This window comes from Streptomyces sp. NPDC088730, from assembly GCF_044751215.1.
Lineage (GTDB): Bacteria > Actinomycetota > Actinomycetes > Streptomycetales > Streptomycetaceae > Streptomyces.
The window spans coordinates 195,260-214,776 of sequence record NZ_JBIVLK010000007.1 but is presented as its reverse complement, the minus strand read 5'-3'; the positions used below and the strand labels follow the sequence as shown (position 1 = coordinate 214,776).

Sequence of the window (19,517 nt, the reverse complement as noted above, 5' to 3'; positions counted from 1 at the left end):
CCGGGCCGCCTTGAAACACCGACGCGCCGTCCCCGCGTCGCCCACACATCACCTGTGAAAGAGGAACCTTCATGAACCGTGCCCGTCGCCTGGCGGCGTCAGCCACGACCGGGCTCGCCCTGCTCGCCGCAACGGCCTGCGGAACGACCGACGTCGACAAGGCGACGGCCGGCAGCAGCGCCGCCGCGTCCCCGGCGTCGAAGGACTGCGCGCAGGACACCGCGACCCCCTCGACGGGGCCCGTCTCCTTCAAGGACGGCGTCGGCCGGCAGGTGAAGCTCGACAAGCCCGCCAAGCGGATCGCGGTCCTCGAATGGCAGCAGGTCGAAGACGCGCTGACGCTGTGCGTCACCCCCACCGCCGTCTCCGACGCCAAGGGGTACCGCACCTGGACCAGCGCGGAGAAACTGCCCGCCGGCGTGACGGACATCGGCACCCGCGAGGAGCCCGACCTCGACACCCTCTACGCGGCCAAGCCCGATCTCATCGTCATCGAGGCCTTCGACGCCAAGGACGAGATGATCAAGAAGCTGGAGAAGCGGGGCGTCCCCGTCATGGCCACGCGTGGGGCGGACCCGAAGGACCCGATCGGGAACATGCGCAAGGTGTTCAGCATGATCGGCGAGGCGACGGGACACACGGACCGGGCGGACCAGGTGCTCAAGGAGTTCGACCAGCACCTCGCGACAGCGAAGCAGCGGGTCAACGACGCCGGCCTGCCGACGAAGGACTTCCTGTTCTTCGACGGCTGGCTCGAAGGAGGCAACCTGACCGTACGCCCCTACGCGGATGGCGCCCTGTTCACCGAGATAGGCAAGGAACTCGGCATGACCCCGGCGTGGAGCAACGAGATCAACAAGAAGCACGGCGACGGAGGCGTGGACGCCGCCTACGGCCTCGCCCAGACCGACGTCGAGGGGCTCACCGCCGTGGGTGACGCCAACCTCTTCTACGCGAACGACGACGGCGCCGGCGGGTACGTCGCCGCGCTGAACAAGAACCCGATCTGGAAGAAGCTCCCGGCCGTCAAGGAAGGCCGCGCCCACGCCTTCCCGGCGCGGGTCTGGGGCGCCGGTGGTCCGCGCTCCTGCGCGCAGGCGATCGACGCGTACGTCGACGTACTCGACAAGAAGTGAGCACGGTACGCACAGCGGCACCCGAGGCCGGACCGCTGCCGGGCGCGAAGCCCGGCGGCGGTCCCGCCGGGGCGGCCGTCCTGGCCCTCCTCCTCGTCGCCACCGTCCTGGTCGGCATGTGGCACCTGACGCAGGGGACATCGGGCGTCGGCGTCGGCGACCTGTTGCGCCATCTCGCCGGAGAACGCGATAGCGACGGCGGGGCGCCCGTCGGCGAGATCCTCACCGGCTCCCGACTGCCGCGCCTGTTCGCAGGCGTCGCGGTGGGCTTCGCCCTCGGCTGCGCGGGCACGCTGCTCCAGTCCGTCACCCACAACACGCTCGCCTCGCCGGACACCCTCGCGGTCACGGCCGGGGCCTACTTCACCCTCACGCTCGTCGCCGCCTTCGGCCTCGCCGTCCCGCTGTGGGCCTCGGGCGGCGTCGCCTTCGCCGGCGGCCTCGTCGCGGCGGCGCTCGTGCTGCTCCTCGCCGGCCGTGCCGCCGGTACCGCGGGCACCCGCCTCATCCTCGCCGGATCCGCGACCGCGATGGCCCTGGACGCGGCGACCGGGATGCTCCTCATCCTGTTCAACCAGAACACGACCGGTCTCTTCGCCTGGGGGAGCGGCTCACTGGCGCAGCTGAACATCGACGCGTCGGTACGCGCCGTCCCCCTCGTCCTCGTGGTGCTGTGCGTCGCCCTGGCGCTGTCCCGGCGGCTGGACGTGATGAACCTCGGCGACGATGCCGCCTCCACCCTCGGCGTGCCGATCCGGACCACCCGGGTGGCCGCCGTGTTCTGCGCGGTGCTGCTGACCAGCACGGCGGTGACCCTCGCGGGGCCGATCGGCTTCGTCGGTCTCGGCGCGCCCGTCGTGGCCCGCCTGATCGCGGGGCGGGTGCGGGCGTTGCGCCGGCACCTGCTCCTGATCCCGGCGGCCGGACTGCTCGGCGCGCTGCTCGTCCTGCTCGCGGACGCCGCCCTGCGCGCGGTGCAGGGGGCGGACGGGGCCGCCGCCATCCCCACCGGTGTGCCGACCGCGCTGCTCGGCTCCGTCGTGATCGTGGTCCTCGCGCTGCGGCTGCGTGACACGGGCGGTGTCCGGCGGCCACCGCGCGCCCGGGTCGCCGCACGCTCACGCCGTGCCTTCCTCCTCGTCACGTCCGGCGCGGTGGCCCTGCTGGTCGCGGCGGCCCTCACCGCGGTCCTGGCGGGAAGCCTCTGGCTGCGGACCGGGGACATCGTGCTGTGGCTCCAGGGCGCCGCCCCGGACCTGATAGGCCAGGCGCTCGACGACCGGGTCCCACGTGTGACCGCAGCGATCCTCGCGGGCGCGGCGCTCGGACTGGCCGGCTGCGTCGTACAGAGCTCGGTGCGCAACCCGCTGGCGGAGCCCGGGGTGCTCGGCATCTCGGCGGGGGCCGGCCTCGGCGCGGCGAGCGTCGCCACCTCCGGCCTGTCCGGCAGCCGGCCGGTCCTCATCGCGGTCGCGGTCACGGCCGGGCTGGCCACGTTCGCGTTGATCGCCCTGCTGGCCCGGCGCGGCGGCTTCCTGCCCGACCGGTTCGTACTGATCGGCATCGGCATGGGGTACGGCCTCAGCGCCGTCACCACCTTCCTCCTGCTGCGCGCGGACCCGTACAACACGCCCCGGATCTTCACCTGGCTCTCCGGCACGACCTACGGCCGCACCTTCCCCGACGTCGTCCCGGTCGCGGTGGCCCTGGCTCTCGCCCTGCCCGTACTGCTGTTCATGCGCGGCCGGCTCGACCTGCTCGCGGTCGATGAGGACACCCCGCGCATCGTCGGTGTCAGGGTGGAACGCACCCGCTTCACCGCCCTGTCGATCGCCGCGGTCCTCGCGGCCCTCAGCGTGATCGCCGTCGGCGTCGTCGGTTTCGTGGGACTCGTCGCCCCGCACCTCGCCCGTTCCCTGGTGGGCGCCCGGCACGGCCGCGCGATCCCGGTCGCGATGGTGCTCGGCGGACTGCTGGTGTGCGTGGCGGACGCCCTCGGCCGCACGCTCGTCGCCCCCGCCCAGGTGCCGGCGGGCCTCATGATCGCGCTGGTGGGCGCACCGTACTTCGTGTGGGTGCTCCGGAAGTCCCGCGCATGACCCGGGGGAGGGGACGGTGTCCGTGCCGACGGGTTCGGGCTCCGGCCCCACCCCCTCCTCTCAAGTCCACCCCGTCCCCCGCCCCCGTCCCTCCGTCCCGCCAGGAGCACCGGAAATGCTGCCCCGTCAGGAAACGCCCGCGCGGCTCGCCGGCCCCGTGCGGCCCGCGAAGAGCATCGTCGTCCGCTACGAGCCCGATGCCCCGCCGGCTCAGCTGGCGTGCCTCGTCGACCGCGAGGTGGCGGAGCGCTGGCGTGCGGTCGACCGCTCCGCCCACGCCCCGCACCTCGTGGCCGTTCCCGGAGAAGACGGTGAGGACTGGACCGCTGCGGCGCTCGTGACAGCACGTCCGGGCACGGCCTATCTGAAGATCGTCGATGCCGTCGGTGACGTGCGCGCGGCCGTCGAGGCCGTCGTCGCCCACGCGGAGCGCCGAGCGCTCGCGCAGGTCAAGTGGGAAGGGTGGACGGCGCGTCCCGAGGACGTCGCCGCCACCGGGTTCGCCGCCCTGACCCCTCCGCTCACACCGCCGGAGGCCGCCGCCGGACCGGCCGCCGGTTACCTCCGCTGGCTGTGCGACGGCGTCACGACCGCGCCGGCGTACTACGGGCAGACCACGCACTTCACCTGCGGCGCCGTCACCGCTCTGGTCGCGCAGGCGCACGCGGGCGCGCTGGCGTGGGAGGCACTCGACCGGCAGGCGGAGCTGACGCTGTGGCGCGACGCCACCAACTTCCTCGCCTGCGAGCCGGTCGGGCTGGGCGTCGCCCTGCGCCGGGCCCGTCCCTCGTCCCCGGTCACGGTCCACCTGGACACCGACCGGCCGGTGCTGCTCGGCCACCTCCCGGAGAACGACCAGGAGTGGCGGGCCCTGCTCCAGCGAGCCTCCCGGACCGAGGCGGAGCGCACCGGTGTCCCCATTGACCCGAGCCGCCTCTCCCTGACCGCGGTCCGGGACGCGGTCGGCCGGGGCGAGCATGTGCTGCTCCTGCTCTCGCTCGCCGGGATGCAGGGGTTCGACGTGCCGCACTGGGTGCTCTGCCACGGCGCGGTACCCGGCGCCATCGTGATCGAAGATCCCTGGGCCAACGCGGCAACGGGGGACACCTGGGTCGACGCCCACCTGCTGCCGGTCCCCGACGCGTCGCTCGACACGATGTCGGTCATCGCGCCGGAGGACTTCCGGGGCGCGGTGACCATCGGACGCCCGCGGGGACGGGACGCGGCGCCATCCTTGTGAACGAACATCATGACCGACCGTGCCGGTACTGAGAGAGGGAAGCGACAGCGATGGAGATCCGACCCACGACCGATGAGGACCTGGACGTCTTCGTCGATACGGTCCACACGGCGTTCGGGCACTTCCCGGAGTCCCCGGTCGCGGGTGGCGGACGCTGGTGGTCCGCGCTCGAAATGGACCGGGGCCTGCTCGCCCTGTCCGAGGACGGCCGGCCCGTGGGCACCGCCGCCGCGTACTCCTTCGAACTCACCCTGCCCGGCCGGGCCCTCGCCCCGGTCTCCGGGGTGAGCGCGGTCGGCGTGCTGCCCTCGCACCGGCGGCGCGGGGTACTCGGAGAGCTGATGCGGCGGCAGCTCGCCGACGTACGGTCCCGGGGTGAGTTCCTCTCGGTGCTGCTGGCCTCCGAGGCTCCGATCTACGGCAGGTTCGGCTATGGACCGGCGACCTTCACCGCCCGGCTGACGGTGCCGCGGCACCGGGCCGCGCTCGCGGTCCCCCGGGCTCCTGGGGCTCCCGCGACGGCCGGCGCTCCGGGGACCGGCACGGCCGGCGGAACGGTCGAGGTACTGCGGCGTGCCGACTGCGGCGAGATCCTCGAAGAGGTCTACGACCGCTACCGCCGCGCCCAGCCGGGCGCGCTGTCCCGGCCGCACCGCTGGTGGGCCCTGGGCGCGGGGCAGTCGCCGGTCTCCTCCGCACCGCGTTACGTCGCCGTCCACCGGGACGCCGACGGAGCGGCGGACGGGTATGCCAGCTACTCGATCGGTGAGCACACGACGTTGACGGTCGACGAGACCATCGCCACAGACGACGCGGTCTTCACGGCCCTGGCCGGGTTCGTACTGGGACACGACCTGGTCTCGAAGGTCGTGTTCCGGCACGTCCCGCCCGAGCACCCGCTGCGCTGGCAGCTCGCCGACATCCGCGCCGGGGAGGTCGGCGGTCACGGCGACTGGCTGTGGGTGCGTCTCCTCGATGTCCCGCGCGCCCTGACCGCACGCGGCTGGTTCGCCGACGGTGAGCTCGTCCTCGACGTGGACGACCCGTTCCTCGGGGAGCGGGGCCGTTACCTGCTGACCGTCCGCGAGGGCAGGGCCGAATGCGTCCCCACGGACCGGCAGCCCGACCTGGCGCTGGACGTGCGCGACCTGGGCTCGCTCTACCTGGGAGGCATCGCCCCGAGCACGCTCGTGCGCGCGGGGCACATCCGGGCCTGCCGTCCGGACGCCGCCGCCCTCGCGGACGCGCTCTTCCGTACAGAGGACGTCCCGCACTGCCTGCACTGGTTCTAGCGGGACGGCCTGCCCGGCCGTCTCCGCACGGCGTCGGCGATGACCGCTGTCACCAGCTTGTCGACGGCCTCCGCGGCCGGCGGCCCCGCGGTGCGGTCCGCGAACAGGAGATGGCCGCCTCCGACCAGGGAGAGAGTGAGCGAGTCGATGTCGGCGTCGGCCGCGATGCGGCCCAGGTCGCGCTCGGCTGCCAGACAGGCGGAGACCGCGGTCGTCGCCTGGGTCAGGATCGCGATGCCGCCTCCGGGCATCAACTGCCGCAGCCGGGCGCGCAGCTCGTCCCGGAAGGTGATCAGCGGGATGATCGCCACCGGAACCGGGCCGAAGAGGGTGGTCAGCGCACTGGTGAGGTTGCCTGCCACCGTGCCGGTGCCGACGGACCCGGCCAGCGCTTCCGACTCCCGGTCGAGCCGCGCCGCCCGGTCGAGCACCAGGTCGACGAGGAAGGCGTCGAAGTCGCTGAAGTGCCGGTGCAGGACGCCCTTGGCGCAGCCCGCCTCGTCGGTGACGGCCCGGCTGGTGAGGCCGTTCGCCCCGGTCCGCAGAAGTACGCGTTCGGCGGCGTCGAACAACTGCTGCCGCGCGTCGCGAATGTGCACCCCGGTCGGCACGTGCGGCTCCTCCCGTGCGGTCTGCCCGTCGGCATCCGCTGTTCAGTGGGCACGCGTCCACCAAGGTGGACCCGTTGTCTAGTGGGCATCTGCCCACTAGGGTGGGCGCATGCCCACTCTACCGCGGGAGCAGTCAGAGCCATCTCCGCAGGAGCCGCACCGCGCCCGGCGTATCGCGGAGTCGTTCGGCGTGGACGCGCAGCGCTACGACACGGCCCGGCCCGGGTACCCGGACGCGCTGGTGGCACGGATCGTCGCGGGGAGCCCCGGGCGGGAGGTGCTGGATATCGGCTGCGGCACCGGCATCGCCGCCCGCCAGTTCGAGGCCGCGGGCTGCGCCGTACTCGGTGTCGAGCCCGATGCGCGGATGGCCGACGTCGCGCGGGCCCGCGGGCTGCCGGTCGAGGTGGCGGCGTTCGAGGCCTGGGAGCCGGCCGGGCGGAGGTTCGACACGGTCATCGCCGCCCAGTCGTGGCACTGGGTCGATCCGGTCGCCGGCGCCGCGAAGGCGGCACGCGTGCTGCGCCCGGGGGGCCGGCTGGCGATCTTCGGGCACGCGTACGAGCCGCCTGCCGAGGTGGCCGAACCGTTCGCCGCCGCATGCCGCCGGGTGGTGCCCGACTCCCCGTTCAACGGCATGCCGGCCCGGCGGCCGCTCGATCTCTACCGGGCGGCGTACGCGAAGTCCGCCGGCACGATCCGCGGGACCGGACAGTTCGACGAGCCCGAACAGTGGCGGTTCGACTGGCGGCAGTCCTACACGCGCGGCCAATGGCTCGATCTGCTGCCCACCACCGGCGGCCTCACACGGCTCCGTCCGGATCCACTGGCCGAGGTGCTGGACGCGGTCGGGGAAGCCATCGACTCCCTGGGCGGGCACTTCACGATGGAGTACACCACCCTGGCCGTCACCGCTCTTCGTGCGGCAACCTCCTGAGCCCACCCGGTCGCGGCCGGCGGTCGTGCGACGGATTGCGGACAGGGGCTCGGTGAGCACCTCCGGCCCGGCTGTCAGCTCACGGGGTGCCATGCACAGCGGATCGCGGATCCGGCCGGTCGCCCTGAGCGGGCAGGAGCGGTCGCGGTTGCCGGAGCCGAGATCCCGTGGGGTTCGATCATGACCGCTCGCCTTCGTCGTACCGTCCGGTCCGCCGGCCCGGTCGCCGTTGCCGCGGCCGTCTCCCAGCACCATGCCGGGCTCGACGCCGACGCCGTGTGCATCGCGCTCAGCGCGGCGTGGCGATCGGCTCCCGCACACGGGCACGGGCGGGTTCCGACACCGCCGGGCGAAACAGCTCCGGACCGCGGGGGCGGGAGCGATACTGATCGTGACAGCCGTCCGCTGCCGGGCCGGCCCCGGACGCGGGCCGGCCCGGTGGGCGCACCATTGTCGATGTCTCCGAGGGGAGCCGTTCATGACCACGGCGAAGGACCTGTTCACGATCGCCACGGACCCGGAGCGGAAGGACTCCGTGGGACAGGGGGACCTGTCGCTCGCGCTCGCCGGAGCCGAGCTGATCGATCTCATCGGGGTGGAGGCGGTTGCCGTGGACGGCGACCGCATCGTGCCGGGTGTGGCGCCTGCGCAGGACGACCGGCTCATGGACGAGGCCGTCGCGGCGATCCTCCGGCAGACACCCTACGAACGGATCGAGGACTGGCTGTGGCGCCGGGGCCGTGACCTCTCGGCCGCGTACCAGAGCGCCCTGGAAGAGGCCGGTGAACTGACCCCGAAGCGCGGCGGCCGCCTGTCCTTCGGCTCGCAGCGCGTGGAACCTGCCGATACACCCGCGCGCCGCAGGGCGGCCGACCGCTGGGAGCGGCGGGAGCCCGTACTGACCGCCCTCGCCTCCGTCGTGGGCATCGACGGCGGACACCCCGAAGACGAGACCGGCTTCGACGACGAGGCGGTGACGACGGTCGTGGCCATCGTCCACGACGCGGTGATGGAGCTGGAGGCCGTACGCCAGCGGAGGTCCATCGAGAACGCGGCGTTCGCCAACATCTGGCGCGGACCGTGACCAGGGCGGGGGCGGGCGCGCGGTAGGACCCGGCGGTGAGGGGCGCACGGTCGAGCGGGAGGCGGGACGACATGACGGAAGCCGACCCCGGGCTCTTCGGGCCCGAATCGGTCACCTGGCAGATCCACGGCGACCCGATGATGTGGGTGGCGGGGGTGCGCGCCCTGTACCTCCAGGCGCTGCACCCCCGGGCGGTGCGCGGCGTCATGCAGAACTCCGACTTCCGCAAGGACGCCTGGGGGCGGCTGATGCGCACGGCCGGATTCGTCGGGACCATCACCTACGGCACCACCGAAGCAGCCGAGGAAGCGGGCGCCCGGGTCCGCCGGATCCACCGTCTCCTCAAGGCCACCGACCCGCTCACCGGCGAGACGTACGGCGTCGACGACCCCGAACTGCTGCTGTGGGTCCACTGCGCGGAGGTCGACTCCTACCTCCAGGTCGAACGCCGCTCCGGCTTCCCGCTCACCGGCGCGCAGGCCGACCGGTACATAGACGAACACCGCCGCGGCGCCCGGCTCGTCGGCCTCGACCCGGCCGGCGTACCCGCCACCACCGCACAGCTCGCCGCGTACTTCGATCGGGTAAGGCCCCAACTGGCCGCCTCACCCGATGCGCGGGATGTCGACGACTTCCTGCGGCGCCCCCCGGTCCACCCCCTGCTGGTGCCCGCGCGCGCCCTGCTGTGGCGGCGCGTTGCGATGCTCGCCTACCAGTCGCTGCCCCCGTACGCCCACGAGCTGTACGGCAGACCCGCGCCCGCGGCCGCCACCGTCGACCGGCGGCTGCGCACCGCCGGGACCCTCCTGCGGGGCATCCCGGCCCGGCTGCGCTGGCAGCTCCCGCCGGGCCATATTCTGAACGCGATGGCGAGGCTCGGTCCCGGCAGCCGCCCCACCCCGTACAGACTGAAGAGGCAGGCAGCCATACTGGACGGGCCGGGGAGGGCGCGGCGACAGCAGGCGGAGTGACGGGGGCGACAGCGGGGATGGCGGAAACCAGGCTGATCCAGAGCCGGTACCGACTGCTCGATCTGATCGGGCGCGGCGGCATGGGCGAGGTGTGGCGAGCCCGCGACGAGTCACTCGGCCGGCAGGTCGCCGTCAAATGCCTGAAGCCGATGGGCCCCCAGCAGGACCAGGACTTCACCCGTGTCCTGCGCGAGCGCTTCCGCCGGGAGGCCCGGGTCGCCGCCGCGCTCCAGCACCGGGGCGTCACCGTCGTCCACGACTTCGGTGAGCACGAGGGCCTGCTCTACCTGGTGATGGAGCTCCTGGACGGCCGCAACCTCAGCCAGCTCCTGGAGGACAACGAACAGCACCCGCTGCCGGTCGACGACGTCGTCGACATCGCCGAACAGGTCGCCGACGCCCTCGGCTACACCCACCAGCAGGGCATCGTCCACCGCGACCTCAAGCCCGCCAACATCATGCGGCTGGCCGACGGGACGGTGAAGATCTGCGACTTCGGCATAGCCAGACTCGGCCACGACATCAGCGTCACCTCACGGCTCACCGGTGTCGGCATCGCCATGGGCACCCCCCACTACATGTCGCCGGAGCAGATCAGCGGCGGCCAGATCGACCACCGCAGCGACCTCTACTCGCTGGGCTGCGTGCTGTACGAGATCGCCACCGGAGCGCCGCCGTTCGACCTCGAAGACGCCTGGGGGGTGCTCGTCGGACACCGGGACACCCAGCCCGAGCCACTGCGCAGCCACCGGGCGGAACTCCCCGGATTCCTCGACCGCGTCGTCCTGGAGCTGCTCGCCAAGACCCCGGAGCAGCGGCCCGCCGACGCCGGTGACCTGCGCCGGCGCATCGCCCTCGGCCGTACCGGCGGCCGGCCGTACCTGGATCCGGCCGGCCGGGTGCCGCTCGCGCCGCCCGTCCCCGTGGGGCATCCCGGCGGACGGACCGGCCCGCTGCCGCGGCTGCCCGCCTGGACCCGCGGCATGACCAGCGGCGTCAAGGCGACGGGCGGCACCTCACCGGGCCTCCCGGTGCCCGACCACTCGGCGGGCCTGACCGGGGAGTGGACCACCGGCACCGGCCCCAGGACCGGCACCGGACCAGTGCCGCCGGCCGGGGCCGGGCGGCCCACGCCCTCGCCGGAACACCTCGCGGTACTCGCCGGCCGCCACAGCGCCGGCCTCGACCTGGCCCGCCTCGGCCACTGGGACGAGGCGGGCCAGGTCCACCGGGCGGTCGCCGCCGAACGCGAGCACGCACTGGGCGCCGACCACCCCGACACGCTCGCCAGCCGCTACGAGGTCGGGTTCACCCTCAGCCGCACCGGTCGCGCTGCGGACGCGCTGCGCGAGTTCGGCCGCGTCGCCGAGGGCCGCGAGAGGACGCTCGGCCCCGACCACCCGGAGACCCTCGCGGCCCGCCAGGAAATGGCGTACGTACTGGGCCAGCTCGACCGCCACTTCGAGGCCCACCAGATCTACGCCGCCGTCCTCGCGTCCCGGGAACGCTCGATGGGACCCGACCACCCCGACACCCTGCGCTGCCGCCACAACCTGGCGTTCAACCTCAGCCGGCTCGGGCGGCTGGAGGACTCGTACCGGATGTCCCACGACGTGGCGGAGGCCCGCGCCCGGCTGCTCGGCGCGACCCACCCCGACACCCTGGTCACCCGTTACGAGGTCGGCTACACACTGGGCCGGCTCGGCCGGTGGGCGGAGGCCCTGCAGACCTACCGGGAGGTCGTCGAGGGCCGGTCGCAGGTGCTGGGCGCCGACCACCCCGACACCCTCGCGGCCCGCTACGAGGCAGGAATCAGCCTCGGCCGGCTGGGCCGCAGCGCCGAGGCGCTGGAGCTGTACCGGTCGCTCGTCGAGGACCGGACCCGGGTCAGCGGTCCGGACGACCCCGAGACCCTCCGCGCCCGCCACGGAATGGGCGTCAACCTGGGCCGGCTGGCCCGCTGGGAGGAGGCGCTGGCCGAATCGCGCGAGGTGTGCGCGACCCGCACCCGCGTCCTGGGCGCCGACCACGCGGACACCCTCGTCAGCCGCCGCGAGGTCGCCGTCGGCCTCGGCTGGCTCGGCCGCTGGGGCGAGGCGCTCACCGTCTACCGGCAGGTCGCGGAGGTGCGGACCCGGCTGCTCGGCGCCGACCACCCCGACGTGCTGGCGAGCCGCAACGACGAGGCGCACTGCCTGGAACAGCTCGGCCGGGGCACCGAGGCGGTCGGGCTGTACCGGCAGGTCGCGGCGCTGCGCCGGCAGCGGGCCGTTCCGCCGCCCTGACCGCGGGACCCCGGCACCCGCTCTGGTCCGCGGCCGTCGTCCGTGCTACCAAGAGCCATGCCTGTATCCGACAGCTATGACGCGGTCATCGTGGGGGGCGGCCACAACGGTCTCGTCGCCGCCGCCTACCTCGCCCGTTCCGGGCAGTCCGTCCTGGTCCTGGAACGCCTGGGCACCACCGGGGGAGCGGCCGTCTCGACCCGCCCCTTCGCGGGCGTCGACGCCCGGCTGTCGCGCTACTCGTACCTGGTGTCCCTGCTGCCGCCGAAGATCGTCCGGGAGCTCGGCCTCGGCTTCGCCGTACGCAAACGGACCGTCTCCTCGTACACCCCGGCCGTCCGCGACGGGCGCGCCACCGGACTGCTCGTCGGCGGCGACGGCACCCGTGAGTCCTTCGCCGCGCTCACCGGCTCGGACCGGGAGTACGCGGCGTGGCAGCGGTTCTACCGCCGTACCGGGCAGGTCGCGGAGCGGGTCTTTCCCACCCTCACGGAGCCGCTGCCGGCCCGCGACGCGCTGCGGGAGCGGATCGGTGACGCGGATGCCTGGCGGATGCTCTTCGAGGAGCCCATCGGCGTCGCCGTCGAGGAGAACTTCGACGACGACCTGGTACGCGGCGTCGTGCTCACCGACGCACTGATCGGCACCTTCGCGGACGCGCACGATCCCTCACTGCTCCAGAACCGCTGCTTCCTCTACCACGTCATCGGCGGCGGTACCGGCGACTGGGACGTGCCGGTCGGCGGCATGGGCGCGCTCACCGACGCCCTCGCGGCGGCGGCACGCGCGGCCGGGGCCCACATCCGCACCGGCCACGAGGCGATCCGCATCGGCACCGACGGGACGCACGCCGAGGTGACGGTACGGTCGGACGGCGGCGAGCGGACCGTCGGCGCCCGCCGCGTCCTGGTCAACGCCTCGCCCCAGGCACTCGCGGCGCTCCTCGGGGACGAGCCGCCGGAGCCGGCCGAGGGCGCGCAGCTGAAGGTGAACATGCTGCTCACCCGGCTGCCCCGGCTGCGCGACCGCTCGGTGGACCCGCGTGAGGCGTTCGCCGGGACCTTCCACATCGCGGAGGGATACGGGCAGCTGGCCGACGCGTACCGGGACGCGGCGGCGGGCCGGCTGCACGCCGCCCCGCCCTCCGAGATCTACTGCCACTCGCTGACGGACCCCTCGGTCCTCGGTCCGGATCTCGCCGCCCGCGGCTACCAGACCCTGACCCTCTTCGGCCTGCACACCCCGGCCCGGCTCTTCGCCGCGGACAACGGGGCGACGCGTGCGGCCCTGCTGAAGGCCACCCTCGCGGAACTCGACGCGCACCTGGAGGAGCCGATCGCGGACTGCCTGGCCCTCGACGGGAACGGTGAGCCCTGCATCGAGGCGAAGACCCCGCTGGACCTGGAGCAGGAGCTGCGGCTGCCCGGTGGCCACATCTTCCACCGGGACCTCTCCTTCCCGTACGCCACAGAGGCGACCGGCCGCTGGGGCGTGGAGACCGCGCACCCGAACATCCTGCTGTGCGGGGCCGGCGCGGTGCGCGGTGGCGGCGTCAGCGGGGTCCCAGGCCACAACGCCGCGATGGCGGCGCTGGGCCGGTGACCGCTACCGCTACCGCCCGAACACGCCGCGCAGGGCCGCGATCTTGCGCGGCAGGTCGTACTCCGCGCCGCCCTCGTGGCCGTTGTACGTGAACACCTCGATCTCGGCCGGACCCGCGTAGCGGTGGTAGGCGGCGAACACCGTGGACGACGGGCAGACCTTGTCCATCAGCCCCACCGAGAACCACGCCGGGGCGGTGGCCCGCGCCGCAAAGTTCACCCCGTCGAAGTAGGACAGGGTCTCCATCGCCTCGTCGATCCGGAACCGGTGCCCGGACAGCCAGCGCGCGATCTCCGCGTACGGACCCGTGTCCGTGATCTGCGAGGCGCGCCGGTAGTGGCAGAGGAACGGCACATCGGCGACGGTGGCCACGACATCGTCCCGGAGCCCGGCCACGGCGAGTGCGAGGCCGCCGCCCTGGCTGCCGCCGAGCACCGCCACCCGTGAGGCGTCCACCGCCTCGTGCGCCTTCACGGCGTCGACCGCCCGCACCGCGTCGGTGATGAGCCGGCGGTAGTAGTGCCGGTAGGGGTCCTCGATGCCCCGGGTGAGGAAGCCGGGGGAGGAGGAGCCGTTGCCGTCGGGTCCGATGTCCACCGTGTCGGCGGTGTTCTTGCCGCCGCCGCCCTGCCCCCGGTTGTCCATGATCAGGTGCGCGTAGCCCAGGGCGCTCCAGGTGAGCCAGGAGTACGGGATGCCCCGGCCGCCGTTGTAGCCGATGTACTGCACCACGGCGGGCAGCGGACCGGAGCGGGCCCTGGGCAGCATCAGCCACGCCTTCACCGGCTGGCCGCCCCAGCCGGTGAACGTCACGTCGAAGACGTCCACGGTGGCGAATCCGGCGTCGTACGGGACGAACCCGGCGTCCAGCCGGTGCCTGGACGTCTCGGCGAGGGTCTTCTCCCAGAAGGCGTCGAAGTCGGCCGGCTCCTCCGGCTCCGGCCGGTAGTCGCGCAGCCGGTCCAGTGGCATGTCGAACAGCAAGGATCTAGCTCCTCTTCAGGGTGAGGTTGAGGGTTGCGCCGTGGCGCCCGGCGGTGTCGGCGGTGATCCGGATGCCGCTGCCGGACGGTGCGGCGCTCACCCCCGGGTCTGCGGAGACCACGGTCAGCCCCCGCAGCGCCAGGTCCAGCACGACGGAGGACCGCAGCTGGGTCGGGTCGGAGAGGGCGACGGTCACCGTCTTCCCCTCGGGCCGCACCAGGACCGAGGCCGGACCGTCCGCGGTGAGCTCCTGCGCGGTGCCCGCCGTCCAGAAGTTCGCGGCGAGCAGTCCGTCCGCGCCGCGGCGTACCGCGTGCACGGCGGTGGAGTCCGCGACCAGGGTCACCGGGGGCGCGGACGACCACTGCTCCGTGCGCTCGGCGGACGCCGCCGGAGCCTGCAGCCAGAAGTAGCCGGCCCCGCCCGGTGCGGTTCCGTGGTCCTGCCACAGCGTCAGATAGGGGCGGGTCACGGAGGTGTCCGTGCCGTACTTGAGGTTGATCTCGCGCCAGGTCGCGGTCCGGTCCTCGCGCACCCCGTGCACGGTGACGGGCTCCGGGAAGACGTATCCGCCGGTCCCGGCGACGTGCAGCCACCGCACCCCGTCCAGCCGCGCCGACCAGCCGGTGTCAGAGGGGACGGCCTCGCCGTTCACGAGCAGGGCCGCCGCCGGGTCGCGCAGCTTGCGGTTCTCCACGACCGTCTCGGCCGTACCGGCGTCGGCGGTGATGCCCGAACCGACGCACGCGATGACGTCGTCCAGGCAGAACCAGCTCTTCAGGGCCCGCAGCGAACTGCCGAACGCCCGGAGCTCCATGCCGTACGCGCCGAGCGTCGTGCCCGGCAGCGCGGCGCCGCCCGCCCAGTCGGCGGTGCTGGTGGTGCGCTGCCCCGCCGCGTCGGCGGGCCGGCCCGCGATGACCGTGGTGCCGGGCAGCCGCGCCGGGTCGACGGTCGGCCAGTAGTCCTCGCTGTAGTGGCCGAGGTCGTCCGTGTAGAGGAGCACCATGCCGTCGGAGAGGTGCCAGGCGTGCAGGTTCTCGTTCTGGATCGACTCGTAGTTGTAGATCCGGGACGAGTACGCGGAGATGCCGAGCGCGAACGAGGGGCGGTGGTGGGCCGCCTTGTCCATCCTGGGATGCTGCTTGTGGGCGACCAGCGGACCGCGCGCCGGTACCGGCGAGGCGATGACCTGCCGGGCGGCCACGAGCGAGGCGAGGTCGGTGACGGCGAGGAAGTCCCGGTAGGTGTCCTCGGCGATCCACTGCTTGACCAGGGCGGTGAACCGGTCCGCGGTCTCGCCGGGGAAGCCCGGGATCAGCCGGACCACCGCCTCGATCACCGTCTGCGCCGAGACGTGGCCCTGCTTGCTCGGGCGGGCGATCTCGCGCCCGCACACCGACGCCATCACGTCGCCGCGTGCCAGCAGCGGATCGAAGCCCTCGTCGACCCAGCCGCGGACGTTGTCCAGGTCGGGATCGGTGACCGTCCACGCCGTACCGGCCAGCAGGTTCAGCAGCCGGGAGAGGTTGTTGAGCAGCTCCTTGCCGTAGCCGCCGTTGTACGGGTGCTTGTAGTGCTGGAGGAACGAGCCGTCGGAGTAGAAGCCCTCGCCGGTGCCCTCGGCCGCCGCGCTCGCGTCGTTGTACGCGAGGACGCTGTTGGCGCCCGAACCCTCGACGTCCGAAAGAGCGTCACGGACCCGGGCCAGGTCGTCCCCGCTGTCGCGCAGCACCGCGTTCACGGCGACGACGGTGGAGATCCACACCCGGTTGGCGCCGGTCGCGATCTGCCGGTCGGCCCGCCACAGGTTCGGGTCGGGCGTGTAGTGCAGGACGGCCGCGGTGATCCGGGCGAGCCGCTCCGCGCCCAGCGCGTCGTACAGCAGCACCGTCGCGTCGTTGAGCGCGAGCGCGGAGCCGATCTCCCAGTCCCAGTCGTTGTCGAAGCGGGTGTGCTCGGCGCCGTAGCGGTTGGCCAGCATCCAGTCGATGCCCGCGAGCAGCAGATCGCGCAAGGCGGTGTCGCCGTACTGCGGGGTGCCGGGTACGGCCCAGGCGGTCGCGACCGTGGCGAGCCGCTTGAACGAGGTGGTGACGTGGTTGGAGAGCGTGGTGCTCGTCAGGTCCGGGAACAGCCCGTCGGTACGCGAGGGGTCCAGGCCCTTGGCGGAGGTCGTCGCGGCCTTGCCGATCCGGGCCACGGCGGCGGCGATCCGGGGGTCCGTCAGGTCGAGACCGGGACCGCCGGTGAGCAGGGTGTGCCACCGGGTGCGCAGCGAGGCGGCGTCGTCGGCCGGGTCCGGGGCGGCGGCCCGCGCGCTGCCCGCCGGGAGTACGAGCGGCAGGGCGGCGGCCGCGCCGAGGGCCGCCGCGCCCGCCAGGACGGTGCGGCGGGTGGTGGTGCCGTTGGTGCCCGGGGTGGTGCCTGGGTTCATGGCGCTGCCCTCACAGTAGGTGTCGGCGGTCGACGGCCGCGGCGAGCGCCGCATGGCCGGAAGGGTTGGGGTGGAGCCCGTCGCCGCTGTCGTACGCGGACCGCAGCCGCTCCGGGTGGTCCGGGTCCCGCAGCGCCGCGTCGAAGTCGGCCACGGCGTCGAAGACGCGGCCGGTCCGCACCGCCGCGTTGATCCGCAGCCGCGCCGTCTCCAGCTCGGGCGTCCAGCGGGTCCAGCCCCCGAACGGGGCGATGGTCGCGCCGACGGCCCGCAGTCCGGCGTCCCGTGAGCGCAGCACCAGCTGCCGGTAGCCGGCCAGGACGAGCGCGGGGTCCGACTGGCTCGGCGGCTGCTGGAGGTCGTTGACGCCGAGGTGGACCAGGACGGTGCGCAGTCCGGGCAGCGACAGCACATCGCGGTCGAACCTGGCCTGTCCGCCGGGGCCGAACCGGGCGTCGTCCAGCAGCAACCGGTTGCCGCTGATCCCGAGATCCGCGACCGCGGAGCCGGGCAGCCTCCTGGCCAGCTGATCGGGCCAGCGCAGGCCGGAGTCGTCCGGTGTGCCGACGCCCTCCGCGATGGAGTCGCCGAGCACCGCGACCACCGGCCCGTGCGCGCCCGTCACCTCGACACCGGTCAGCAGGTACACCGAAGTGGTGCGCTCCCCGTCGACGTCGTGCGAGGCATGGGTGTTGCGGTGGAAGGACAACGGCCCGGTGGGACCCGGCAGTCCGGTGCGTACGGTCAGCAGGGAGCCCTCCGCCGCCCGCAGGCCGGCGACCGCGTCACTGGTCAGCGAGGCGCCGGCGGCGAGCCACGCCTGCCGCTGCCCGCCGAACGTCACGGGCCTGCCGCCCGCGGTCACCGGGCCGATCAGCACGGGTGCCGCGCCGAAGGCGTGCCCGTAGCGCAGCCGCACCTGCCCGCCGGCCGACAGCCGGACGTGTGCGGTGAAGGTGCCGCCGGTCAGCCCGGCGCTCGCCACCGGGTCGGTGCCGGTCGGCGCGGTCTGAGCCGTCGCCCAGGATGTCGTCCAGCGTGCGCGGCGCGCGTCGCCGTCCGTGCCTCCGGCGGCATGCGCACCGGGCGCCGCCACCGCGACGGCGGCCAGTCCGGCCGCGGCCGTCAGTACCCCGCGTCTCGCGGGCCCCCGGCCGCTCACTGCGGGCACGCGCCGGTCGGGGTGTACTCGCTGCCGTAGGTGCCGACCGCGTCGCCGCCGGTGTTCCCGCTCATCGTGTTGGTGCAGACGGGGCCCTGCGGGGTGCGCATGAACTTGATGCCGCCGCCCGCGTTGCCGGTGATGGTGTTGCCGTAGACGCTGGTGGCGGTGCCGTCGGTGGCGGTGTCACCGCCGAGCCGGATGCCCGAGCCGACGTTGTCGTGGATGGTGTTGTAGCGGAATATGTTGCCGCTGCCGCGTGCGTCGAGCCCGCCGGAGCTGGGATCCTGCTGCTGGCTGCAGTCGTTGTACTCGACGTAGTTGTTGGTCGAGTTCTCCTTCACGTCGACGCACTCGTTGCCCCGGGTGGCGATGGTGTTGTGGTGGATGCGGTTGTCGCGGCTGATGTCGGGTGCCGCGTCGGGGGCGCCGTTCGCGCCCTGCTGCTCCGGGGCCGTGCCGAGGTAGATGCCCTCGCCGTTCTTGCCGCCGCCGCCGAACTTGAAGTCCGCGACACCGCAGTCCGTGATCGTGTTGCCGGAGATCTCGGCGCCGGTCACCAGGTAGCGCACCCGCAGGCATTCGTCCGCCGCGTTCTTCAGGGTCATGCCGGTGATGCGCAGACCGCCCACCCCGTTACCGGGAGTCGTGCTCATGACATAGATGAGCTTGAGGCGGTACCCCGACACATCGGTGGACGAGCCGTGCAGCCCGTCCACGGTGAATCCGCTCAGGGTCGTCGAGTCGTGCCGCACCTGGATGATCCGGGTGTCGCCGGCGCCCTTCACCACCGCGTTCGACGGTCCCGTGAGGGTGACCCCGGCGCGTTTGGTCACGACATCCTGCTTGTACGTGCCTGCCGCGAGGTTCACCACCGCGCCCGTCGGCGCCAGGTCGACCGCCTTCTGGATGGTGGCGAGCGGGGACCCCGCCGACGTACCGGAGTTGGTGTCGCTGCCGGACGGCGACACGTAGTACGAGGTCGCGGCCGTAGCGGCCACTGAGGACGGGGCGAGGGCGAACGGGGTACCGACCGCGAGCGCGGCGACGAGGGTGGTGCGCAGTGCGTGGCTCATGAGGTGTGCCTCCTGGGATCGGCGAAGGACAGAGCGAGCAGTACGGGGATGCTGGGGCCGAGAAGCAGCGGCCCCAGCGGTACGACGAGAGAGAGCAGTACGGCGGAGACCACCGCGCCGAGCAGGGCGGTGCCCCGGGCGGCCGAGCCGAAACCGAGCGCCAGCGCGCCCCGGGTCCAGTCGCGAAGGGTTCCGCCGGGTGCCCGGCCGGCCTCGGCCGCGAGCGCCACATGGTGGATGACCAGGGCGGCCGCGATGCCCGCCTGGGTGGCGAGCAGGACGAATGTCCACGGCTCCGGACGGCCGAGCAGGTAGACGATGTTGGCGCTCAGTACGGCCGCCGCGGCCGTGGAGGCCAGCCCGTGCCGCCACAGGGAGCGCCAGTACCGGGGGAAGGAGGCGAAGGTGTTGGCGAAGCAGTGGCTGTCTCCCTCGGCCCGCCACCGCTGGAGGCCGTGCGCCATCGCGGCGAGCGCGGGCAGCCAGGTAACCACCCCCAGCGACAGCACCACGAACGCGGCCCCGGCGGCGGCCGGGTAGGCCACGAACTCCAGCCGCCGGAGCAGCGTCGGCCAGCTGGACGAGAGAGTTGCCTGCATGG

Annotated in this window: 15 protein-coding genes; 9 read left to right on the top strand and 6 right to left on the bottom strand. The window is 73.5% G+C overall.

The window, feature by feature from the left end; translation table 11 throughout:
* The first annotated feature begins 71 nt into the window (after window positions 1–71).
* From ACIP89_RS22425 to ACIP89_RS22410, 4 genes are all read left to right on the top strand, one after another.
* Complete coding sequence (locus ACIP89_RS22425) at window positions 72–1,136, top strand: iron-siderophore ABC transporter substrate-binding protein (RefSeq protein ID WP_402116347.1); 1,065 nt, start codon at window positions 72–74, stop codon at window positions 1,134–1,136.
* Window positions 1,133–3,235 (top strand): iron ABC transporter permease, encoded by a 2,103-nt coding sequence (locus ACIP89_RS22420; protein WP_402116345.1) that lies wholly within the window; start codon window positions 1,133–1,135, stop codon window positions 3,233–3,235. The genes ACIP89_RS22425 and ACIP89_RS22420 overlap by 4 nt, the downstream gene beginning before the upstream one ends.
* A 115-nt stretch (window positions 3,236–3,350) precedes the next feature.
* On the top strand, window positions 3,351–4,475 hold the full coding sequence (locus ACIP89_RS22415) for a peptidase C39 family protein (RefSeq protein ID WP_402116343.1): 1,125 nt from the start codon (window positions 3,351–3,353) through the stop codon (window positions 4,473–4,475).
* Window positions 4,476–4,525: 50 nt separating this feature from the next.
* Window positions 4,526–5,767 (top strand): GNAT family N-acetyltransferase, encoded by a 1,242-nt coding sequence (locus ACIP89_RS22410; RefSeq protein WP_402116342.1) that lies wholly within the window; start codon window positions 4,526–4,528, stop codon window positions 5,765–5,767.
* On the opposite strand, the gene ACIP89_RS22405 is transcribed toward ACIP89_RS22410, so the two are convergent.
* Window positions 5,764–6,378 carry a TetR/AcrR family transcriptional regulator gene (locus ACIP89_RS22405; protein WP_402116341.1) on the bottom strand — a complete coding sequence of 205 codons (615 nt, stop codon included), beginning with the start codon at window positions 6,376–6,378 and terminating at the stop codon, window positions 5,764–5,766. The genes ACIP89_RS22410 and ACIP89_RS22405 overlap by 4 nt on opposite strands.
* 109 nt (window positions 6,379–6,487) lie before the next feature.
* Here ACIP89_RS22405 and ACIP89_RS22400 point away from each other — a divergent pair, with 109 nt between their 5' ends.
* The 5 genes from ACIP89_RS22400 (at window position 6,488) to ACIP89_RS22380 (ending at window position 13,257) form a co-directional block, all read left to right on the top strand.
* Window positions 6,488–7,315 (top strand): class I SAM-dependent methyltransferase, encoded by an 828-nt coding sequence (locus ACIP89_RS22400; protein ID WP_402116339.1) that lies wholly within the window; start codon window positions 6,488–6,490, stop codon window positions 7,313–7,315.
* A 478-nt stretch (window positions 7,316–7,793) separates the two neighbouring features.
* Window positions 7,794–8,399, top strand: coding sequence for a GPP34 family phosphoprotein (locus ACIP89_RS22395; RefSeq protein WP_401929141.1), 606 nt, complete (start codon window positions 7,794–7,796; stop codon window positions 8,397–8,399).
* Window positions 8,400–8,470: 71 nt separating this feature from the next.
* A complete protein-coding gene (locus ACIP89_RS22390; RefSeq protein WP_401929139.1) occupies window positions 8,471–9,370 on the top strand; it encodes an oxygenase MpaB family protein in 900 nt (299 codons plus the stop codon).
* Between the two features lie 17 nt (window positions 9,371–9,387).
* Window positions 9,388–11,655, top strand: a complete 2,268-nt coding sequence (locus ACIP89_RS22385; RefSeq protein ID WP_402116336.1) for a tetratricopeptide repeat protein — start codon at window positions 9,388–9,390, stop codon at window positions 11,653–11,655.
* Between the two features lie 57 nt (window positions 11,656–11,712).
* A complete protein-coding gene (locus ACIP89_RS22380; RefSeq protein WP_402116335.1) occupies window positions 11,713–13,257 on the top strand; it encodes a phytoene desaturase family protein in 1,545 nt (514 codons plus the stop codon).
* A 9-nt stretch (window positions 13,258–13,266) separates the two neighbouring features.
* On the opposite strand, the gene ACIP89_RS22375 is transcribed toward ACIP89_RS22380, so the two are convergent.
* From ACIP89_RS22375 to ACIP89_RS22355, 5 genes are read right to left on the bottom strand one after another with little or no spacing between them, the layout of a single operon-like run.
* Window positions 13,267–14,241 carry an acetylxylan esterase gene (locus tag ACIP89_RS22375; protein ID WP_401928333.1) on the bottom strand — a complete coding sequence of 325 codons (975 nt, stop codon included), beginning with the start codon at window positions 14,239–14,241 and terminating at the stop codon, window positions 13,267–13,269.
* 4 nt (window positions 14,242–14,245) lie between these two features.
* On the bottom strand, window positions 14,246–16,678 hold the full coding sequence (locus ACIP89_RS22370; RefSeq protein ID WP_402116333.1) for a polysaccharide lyase 8 family protein: 2,433 nt from the start codon (window positions 16,676–16,678) through the stop codon (window positions 14,246–14,248).
* 10 nt (window positions 16,679–16,688) lie between these two features.
* On the bottom strand, window positions 16,689–17,849 hold the full coding sequence (locus ACIP89_RS22365; protein WP_402116332.1) for a GDSL-type esterase/lipase family protein: 1,161 nt from the start codon (window positions 17,847–17,849) through the stop codon (window positions 16,689–16,691).
* Window positions 17,837–18,916 carry a DUF1565 domain-containing protein gene (locus tag ACIP89_RS22360; protein ID WP_402116330.1) on the bottom strand — a complete coding sequence of 360 codons (1,080 nt, stop codon included), beginning with the start codon at window positions 18,914–18,916 and terminating at the stop codon, window positions 17,837–17,839. Before ACIP89_RS22360 ends, ACIP89_RS22365 begins: the two co-directional genes overlap by 13 nt.
* Entirely contained in the window at window positions 18,913–19,515 is a 603-nt protein-coding gene (locus tag ACIP89_RS22355; protein WP_402116328.1) for a hypothetical protein, read from the bottom strand. The genes ACIP89_RS22360 and ACIP89_RS22355 overlap by 4 nt, the downstream gene beginning before the upstream one ends.
* Between the last annotated feature and the right edge of the window lie 2 nt (window positions 19,516–19,517).

Excerpts from the sequence above, each read along its gene's own strand:
- ACIP89_RS22395 (WP_401929141.1), top strand. The coding sequence starts at position 7,794 with ATGACCACGGCGAAGGACCTGTTCACGATCGCCACGGACCCGGAGCGG.
- ACIP89_RS22380 (WP_402116335.1), top strand. The coding sequence starts at position 11,713 with ATGCCTGTATCCGACAGCTATGACGCGGTCATCGTGGGGGGCGGCCAC.
- ACIP89_RS22360 (WP_402116330.1), bottom strand. The coding sequence starts at position 18,916 with ATGAGCCACGCACTGCGCACCACCCTCGTCGCCGCGCTCGCGGTCGGT.
- ACIP89_RS22370 (WP_402116333.1), bottom strand. The coding sequence starts at position 16,678 with ATGAACCCAGGCACCACCCCGGGCACCAACGGCACCACCACCCGCCGC.
- ACIP89_RS22355 (WP_402116328.1), bottom strand. The coding sequence starts at position 19,515 with ATGCAGGCAACTCTCTCGTCCAGCTGGCCGACGCTGCTCCGGCGGCTG.
- ACIP89_RS22390 (WP_401929139.1), top strand. The coding sequence starts at position 8,471 with ATGACGGAAGCCGACCCCGGGCTCTTCGGGCCCGAATCGGTCACCTGG.
- ACIP89_RS22425 (WP_402116347.1), top strand. The coding sequence starts at position 72 with ATGAACCGTGCCCGTCGCCTGGCGGCGTCAGCCACGACCGGGCTCGCC.
- ACIP89_RS22410 (WP_402116342.1), top strand. The coding sequence starts at position 4,526 with ATGGAGATCCGACCCACGACCGATGAGGACCTGGACGTCTTCGTCGAT.
- ACIP89_RS22415 (WP_402116343.1), top strand. The coding sequence starts at position 3,351 with ATGCTGCCCCGTCAGGAAACGCCCGCGCGGCTCGCCGGCCCCGTGCGG.
- ACIP89_RS22385 (WP_402116336.1), top strand. The coding sequence starts at position 9,388 with ATGGCGGAAACCAGGCTGATCCAGAGCCGGTACCGACTGCTCGATCTG.
- ACIP89_RS22400 (WP_402116339.1), top strand. The coding sequence starts at position 6,488 with ATGCCCACTCTACCGCGGGAGCAGTCAGAGCCATCTCCGCAGGAGCCG.